The sequence below is a fragment of the Acidithiobacillus ferriphilus genome (genome assembly GCF_018854775.1).
Lineage (GTDB): Bacteria > Pseudomonadota > Gammaproteobacteria > Acidithiobacillales > Acidithiobacillaceae > Acidithiobacillus > Acidithiobacillus ferriphilus.
The window spans coordinates 1-6,976 of the sequence record NZ_JAAZTY010000200.1; the positions used below are offsets into that span (position 1 = coordinate 1).

General features: G+C 53.1%; 8 protein-coding genes. 6 read left to right on the top strand and 2 right to left on the bottom strand.

What is annotated here, in order from left to right:
• Window positions 1-146: 146 nt before the first annotated feature.
• On the bottom strand, window positions 147-806 hold the full coding sequence (rpiA, locus tag HF921_RS12110) for a ribose-5-phosphate isomerase RpiA (protein WP_064218508.1): 660 nt from the start codon (window positions 804-806) through the stop codon (window positions 147-149).
• Window positions 796-1,548, bottom strand: a complete 753-nt coding sequence (locus HF921_RS12115; RefSeq protein ID WP_064218507.1) for a type 1 glutamine amidotransferase domain-containing protein — start codon at window positions 1,546-1,548, stop codon at window positions 796-798. The genes rpiA and HF921_RS12115 overlap by 11 nt, the downstream gene beginning before the upstream one ends.
• 547 nt (window positions 1,549-2,095) lie before the next feature.
• Here HF921_RS12115 and HF921_RS12120 point away from each other — a divergent pair.
• The 6 genes from HF921_RS12120 to HF921_RS12145 all read left to right on the top strand — a co-directional run.
• Window positions 2,096-2,416 carry a hypothetical protein gene (locus HF921_RS12120; RefSeq protein ID WP_064218506.1) on the top strand — a complete coding sequence of 107 codons (321 nt, stop codon included), beginning with the start codon at window positions 2,096-2,098 and terminating at the stop codon, window positions 2,414-2,416.
• Window positions 2,417-3,382 carry a COX aromatic rich motif-containing protein gene (locus HF921_RS12125; RefSeq protein WP_215893890.1) on the top strand — a complete coding sequence of 322 codons (966 nt, stop codon included), beginning with the start codon at window positions 2,417-2,419 and terminating at the stop codon, window positions 3,380-3,382.
• Between the two features lie 18 nt (window positions 3,383-3,400).
• The gene (locus HF921_RS12130) at window positions 3,401-5,434 is read left to right on the top strand and encodes a cbb3-type cytochrome c oxidase subunit I (RefSeq protein ID WP_215893891.1); all 2,034 of its coding nucleotides are present in this window, start codon (window positions 3,401-3,403) and stop codon (window positions 5,432-5,434) included.
• Between the two features lie 164 nt (window positions 5,435-5,598).
• Entirely contained in the window at window positions 5,599-6,234 is a 636-nt protein-coding gene (locus HF921_RS12135) for a cytochrome c oxidase subunit 3 (RefSeq protein WP_215849976.1), read from the top strand.
• Window positions 6,231-6,587: a cytochrome o ubiquinol oxidase subunit IV gene (locus HF921_RS12140; RefSeq protein ID WP_064218503.1), complete on the top strand. Its 357-nt coding sequence runs from the start codon at window positions 6,231-6,233 to the stop codon at window positions 6,585-6,587. The genes HF921_RS12135 and HF921_RS12140 overlap by 4 nt, the downstream gene beginning before the upstream one ends.
• Window positions 6,588-6,615: 28 nt before the next feature.
• A partial coding sequence (locus HF921_RS12145) for a UbiA family prenyltransferase (RefSeq protein WP_215893892.1) occupies window positions 6,616-6,976 on the top strand: 361 nt, incomplete at its 3' end.

Sequence of the window (6,976 nt, forward strand, 5' to 3'; positions counted from 1 at the left end):
CTGTTGCTGCCGCCAGCCAGTCAGCGAACTGGCGGAAGGGATCGATATTCAGATCCCGGCGATGCAACTCACCGTGAATGAAGTCACGGCGGGTGCCGCGGTGGTCTATTTCGCCTTCCATATTGCCCCCGGTCGCTTGTTACCACTTACGCCTTGCGTTCGATGACTCCGTCAGCACTGCCAAACAGCATCACATCCGCACGCCGATGGGCAAATATGCCATTGTCCAGCACGCCCGGAATCGCATTGATGCTTTCTTCCATCCGCAACGGGTCAGAGAGATCGAGTCCGGTGACGTCGAGGATGACATTGCCATTATCCGTCGTGACGCCATTGCGCAGGGTGGGGCTGCCACCGAGTTTCACCAGTTGCCGGGCGACAAAGCTGCGGGCGAAAGGAATCACTTCCACGGGCAGGGGGAATTTGCCGAGCATCGGTTTGTCCTTGCTGACATCCGCGATGCAGACGAAGAGGCGGGCAGCACTGGCAACAACCTTTTCACGGGTAAGGGCGCCGCCGCCACCCTTGATGAGGCGGAAGTGCGGATCGACCTCATCAGCACCATCGACGTAGACCGGGATATCGCCGGTACCATTGAGGTCGAGCACGTTGAGGCCTTGCGCCTTGAGGCGGTTTTCGGTGGCGATGCTGGAAGCCACATAGCCGTCCACATGGATATTGGCAGCACCCAGCGCCTCGATGAAGAAGTTGGTGGTGGAGCCGGTACCTACCCCGACGACCATGCCGGGCTGGATGTAGCGTAAGGCTGCCTCGGCCGCCATTTTTTTGAGTGCATCAGCATTCATAGTGTTTTCCTTTGGGTGTTGGTGTGGAGGGGAGACGTTGTATAAAAGCATGGGTGAGTGCCGCCGCAGAGGCCGGATTCTGGCCGCTGAGGATAAGGTGGTCGGTGGCGATATGGTTTTGCCACGGAGCGCCGGTGCTCACCCGAAAGCCTTCCTGCCGCAGGCGATTTTCCAGCGTATAGGGCCAGCGTCCGGCCAGCGATGTTGCCGATTCCTCCGCAGCACTGAAGCAGGTCACCTGTTGTCCGCAGAATGGCGAACGGTTTGCGCCGCCACAGGTGGCCAGGAGTGCCGCCGTGCCGTGACAAAGGGTGGCGATGGGCTTTGCCGCCGCCACGCAGTGGCGCAGTAACCGGTCCACGCTGGCTGTCTGACAGAGGTCCACGAGCGGCCCGTTGCCTCCGGGAATGAAAACGCCGATTAATGTGTCCAGATCTTTGCCCGTCAGCACATCTAAATCAATGGGTGTGTGCAAGTCCGTTATTTGCCTGACGGCGTCACCTAAACAGGCGGCCTTGCCGTAGTCTCCACCGAGCGTGGCCGGGTCCAGACTCTCGGCATCGACTGGCGGCGGTACACCGTCTGGGGTGGCTACCTGGGGTCGCCACCCTGCTTTGCGCAGTATCTGCCAGGGTGTTACCAGTTCTTCCGCCCAGAAGCCGGTAGTTACTTCTGTGCCATCGTTGAGGCGAAGACGCTGCGCTGAACTGAGCAGAATCAGGACGAAAGGTTGGGTATTCATGCCGCAAGTCTAACATGGTCAGCAGGCAAGGAAAGGGTGGGTTCGGTATGGGCAGTTTTATCTATGTGGTACTCCGTAATGACCTTGCGCAAATGACTTTTGGGTGGCAGGCCGGTAGTGGATCAGTAATTTGTGTGTCTGTGTATTGCGATCCCTTCGGCGGAGTGTATGGCTGGTTTTTGACAAAAATAACGCTAGAAGATATTTTTATTAGGTTATAATCATTCATAAATAAAATATTTAGATTCTAAAATATTTTGTTTATGGTGTTTGCGGCATGTCAACCATGATTTGTATCAATCTGATTTTATTTGTATTCAATACAAATAGTATATTGATATATAATTATTTTTTAATATGAAATGTTGCCTGTGTGCGTTGATAATTAGCACTTGCTTAACCCCAAAAATATTTGTGGCAAATTTCTATTGCTTTGCGCTGCCTGCTGGAATAGCTTTACAACCAAGCAGTCAATAAGAATAAAAAAGTATAAGTTTATACTATTTACCCTGGTGTAGTACTTTGTGCGCACGCAAGGAATGTGATTATGAAACTGCAAGCATCGGCGTCAGTATCTGCTGATAATCCATTATTCTGGTTCTTTTGGCCACCGCCTACTGTCCGAGGCATCGCGAATCTGCTGTTTCTTCTCGCCTCGCCTATCGCCTTTGCCAAGATGTTCTTTCTCGTTTGGTTTTTCACCATCTATGTGTTCTTCGACGGCGCCCGTTCGTTTAGTGGATTGGTTTCTACGAATGTCGGTAACTTGTTGAATCGTCTGCTGATCGATATCGGGGAAAGTAATCGGATAGTGACCGCTATCCTGTCATATCGCGGATGGTCTGTAGTCCGCCAGGGAGAAATATAAATGCAAGTGAAGTGGAGGAATAGCCTGAAAAACGGGTGGCGCTATGCCGCCCTCGCGCCGATTCTGCTGCTCGACGGCTGCGCTGGTAACTCCTATTGGATATTCGATCCAAAAGGATTGATGGCCGATACCAGTCTGTTTTATCTGCTGGTGGATGTCGGAATCATGGGTACTATCGTTGGGCTGACTGCCCTGTTGGTGGTCTGGTTCATGTGGCGCTATCAGAAGGGTAAAAACCGGGGAAAATATGATCCTGTCTGGTCCCATTCCAATACCATTGAAGTGGTTGTCTGGGGTATTCCCATCATAGCCGTCGGCGTTTTGTCGTATTTTGCCGTAGTCGGCACCTTCGAAATAAATCCGTATAATCCGACAGTTATTTCCAAACAACGGAAGCCTGCAAGTGATCCGGTCGAGGTGGATGTCATTGCTACCGACTGGCAGTGGCTCTTTGTCTATCCGCAGTATCATATGGCCGTAGCCAATGAACTGGTGCTGCCTGCGCATACCCCGGTATTTTTCCGTTTGACCTCGACCGCCGTGACCACAACGTTCTTTATCCCGCAACTGGTAGGCATGATTGACGTGATGCCCGGCATGCGTACGAAAAATGCCCTGGAAAGCAGCAATATCGGGGAATATCAAGGGATCGCTTCGGATTATGCCGGCGCGGGTACCTCGTGGATGACTTTCAAGACCAACATATTGAGTTCAGCCGACTTTGGTCAATGGGTGCAAAGGGTGCGGCAGTCCCCGACATCCATGACCTACACCAGCTTCAATAATTACGCTGACCCATATATCAATGTGCATCACAAGGTGGCGTATTTTTCGTCGGTGCAGGATGGTTTGTTTGATCATGTCATCGACGAGGTCATGAATGGAAAAACCTGGCCTATCCCGCCAATGATGACGGAAAACATGGTGGCGTATATGCAGAAGCAAAACGCCCAACATCGCGACTAGCAACAGGAGGATTGAGTGATGCTCGTAGATTTAGCCGGAGGCTGGAACCCCATGTGGGGGCGCCTTGCCTGGTCTCAGATTCCTTATGACAACCCCATCCTGGCCCCACTGTTTGTCGCGGTGGTCGTCGGGGCCATTCTGGTGCTGGGTCTGATCACTTACTATGGGAAATGGACCTACCTGTGGAAGGAATGGCTGACCACTGTGGATCATAAAAAGCTGGGTGTGATGTACATCCTCATCGGTTTAGTGATGCTGTTCCGTGGTTTCATTGATGGCCTGATGATCCGGACGCAGCAGGCCTGGGCCGTAGGCGCGCATTCCTCGGGAGTGTTCGGCGCAACGCACGGTTACTTGACCCCATTCCATTTCGGTCAGATCTACAGTGCTCATGGGGTGATCATGATTCTGCTGGCGGCCACGCCGTTGCTGGTCGGTTTCATGAACATCATTGTGCCGATTCAAATCGGTGCCCGCGATATGGCCTATCCCTACCTGAACGCTTTGGGGCTGTGGCTTACCGCCGCGGCGGGGGCACTGATCATGATTTCTCTGTTCGTTGGCGATTTCGCGCACAACGGCTGGTTTGGATATGCACCGATTTTTGAGTTGCAATATAGTCCAGGCGTGGGCGTGGATTACTGGATATGGACCATGGAACTGGTGGCGCTGGGTACCACTCTGGGCGGCATCAACATTCTGGCGACCATCATCAAGATGCGTGCACCGGGCATGACCTGGGGTCGATTGCCAATCTTTGTCTGGGCCACACTCTCTGCGAACGTGATTGCGCTGACTTCTTTCCCTGCATTGCAGGTGGCACTTGCATTGATCGCTGCAGATCGGTATCTGGGTGCCCATTTTTTTACGGCAGGTCTGGGCGGTAATCTGATGCTCTACACCAACCTGTTCTGGATCTGGGGTCATCCGGAAGTCTATTTCGTGATTCTTCCGGCTTTCGGCATGATGTCGGAAATCTTCCCGACCTTCTCGGAGAAGCCATTGTTTGGTTACATCACCATGGTGCTGGCCAGTATGGCTATCGCCGGCGTTTCCTGGCTGGTCTGGTTGCACCACTTCTTTACCATGGGCGCGGGCCCTTACGTCAACAGCGCCTTCAGTGTGGCCACCATGCTGGTCGGCATCCCTACCGGAGTGAAGGTGTTTAACTGGGCATTTACCATGTATCGCGGCCGCCTGACCTTTAACACCGCCATGCTGTGGGCTATCGGCGCACTTTTTCTGCTGCTGATAGGCGGGCTGACCGGCATGATGCTGGCTGTTCCAGCCATCAATTATATGGTCCACAACAGCGTTTTCGTGGTCGCGCACTTCCACACCATGCTGCTGGTGATTGTGTATGCCATTTTTGCTTCGGTAATCTACTGGTTTCCGAAGGTCTTCGGCTTCAAGCTGGATGAGTTTTGGGCAAAGACTATGTTCTGGCTTTTCTCCGCCGGCACGGTACTGGTGTTCGTGCCTATGTACATGCTCGGCTTTATGGGTATGACCCGGCGTTTGGATTACGTGTTCAACACCGTCTGGCACCCTTATCTTCTGGTGATGGAATTCGGTATTGCGGTTTATATGCTGTCCGTCCTCGCATTTGTGGCGCTGCTTTATGTCAGCATTCGCGATCATGCAAAAAACCAGGTTGGTGCTGATGCCTGGGGTACCTCCCGCTCGCTGGAGTGGCTTACCCATTCTCCTGTGCCGTTTTATAACTTTGCCGTATTGCCGCATATCAGTGCGCGTGATGAAGTGGCTTGGCGGCGTGATAACGGCATCGATCATGTCCAACCTGATCACTATGAGGATATCCATATGCCGAATAATACCGGTGTGGCCATTATCCTCGGTGGCCTGACTTTTGTACTGGGTTTCGCTCTGGTATGGCGTATCTGGTGGCTTTGTGCCCTTTCTTTGCTGGCAATTGTCGCACTCGTGATCTATCGCTCCTTCAAGGGCGATCCGGGTTACATCATTACGGCGGCGGAAGTGGAAAAGATGGAAAAAGAAGCCCTGCGCCGCGAAGCACAGATTAGCAAATAGCGTCTTGTGGGTGAGGCAAGGGCCTGGGGCGTTCTGATCTGCCGCTACCGGCCTCGCAAGCCAGCTTATCAGTGGGACCGGATCATCGCGGTGGATGATTATCTGACAGGTGGTGGCCGGGGCATTGGCTACCGGTTAAAGAGCAACAGATTGAGGAGGTTTTTATGAGTTCTCATGCCAGTAATGTGGATCCAAAAACGGCAGAGTTATGGGATAAAAGTCACTATCAGCATGACGTGATCTCCACTCGCACCTTTGGTTATTTCATGTATCTGCTGAGCGACGGCATGCTGTTTGCGACACTTTTTGCCGCTTATGGCGTACTGAGTTACCAGCACAGTTATTTTGGTGGCCCCACCCCGGCCGACTTTGTAAAGCCATGGTATACCTTTGCCCAGACCATGGCGTTGTTTCTCAGTGTATTGGCTTATGGCCTTGGTATGAACGCACTCAAGCACAAAAACAAAAGCGGGGTAATTAACGGGTTGCTCGCGGCTCTTGTGTTGGGTGTATTGTTTCTGGCACTGGATATCCATGACATGACGCATTTGGCGTCATTGGGCATCAGCGTAGCGACCAGTGGCGGGGTGTCTGCGTTTATCGTCCTGACCCAGGTGCATGCCACCCATGTTTTCTTCGGGTTGATCTGGATTTTGGTCATGATGGCGCAGGTGTTGACCAAGGGCTTTACCACCGAGGTGGTGGGCCGGCTGTTGACACTGCGTATGTTTTGGCATTTGCAGGCCATTATTTGGGTATTTGTGTATGTGTTCGTTTATTTGTGGGGGTATATGTCATGAGTCACGATCAGGATGATCCGACGCTGCATCCAGAAGTGCAGATGTCCACGTCCCAGGGATATTTCTCAGGATTCGCGATTTCCAGCATTCTGATGCTTGCCGCTACTTTTTTGGTGACATCGCATGCCGTACCGCCATTTGGGTTGTTGATGGTTATCTCGGCTTGCGCGGGTATGGCGATTATCGCGCAGATTTACTTTCTGCTGCATATCGATGTTTCCGAACATAATATCTGGAATACCGTAGCTTTGGTGCTGTTCATACCGCTCTTTTTGATTACTATTGGTTTGACCTGGTGGATGTTCTCGCAACTATACCTGCACACGATGATCATGCCTGGCATGACACACTGACAGAGCGAAACCCAGAGGCCTCGGTATTATGTTAAAAGAAGGATTAAACACGAACAATCTCGACGATCTTTCCGGGCAGCGGTTGCGGCCGTCGCTCCTCAGCGATCTCTGGGTCCTGGCCAAAGCGCGGGTGGTTTCTCTGCTGGTCTTCACCGCCGCGGTGGGCGAGATTCTCGCCCCCAACGCCCTTATCCACTGGGAATCAGCGCTCGCTGGTCTGGTTGGCATCGCGCTGGCCGGCGGGGCAGGGGGTGTCCTCAACCAGATCGTCGAACCCGCCCTCGACCAGCACATGCACCGCACCCTCCACCGGCCGCTGGCCGAAGGGCGCGTCAGCCGCACCGGCGCCATCCTGTATGCCGCCGTCCTGATGGGTGCCGCCATCGCCA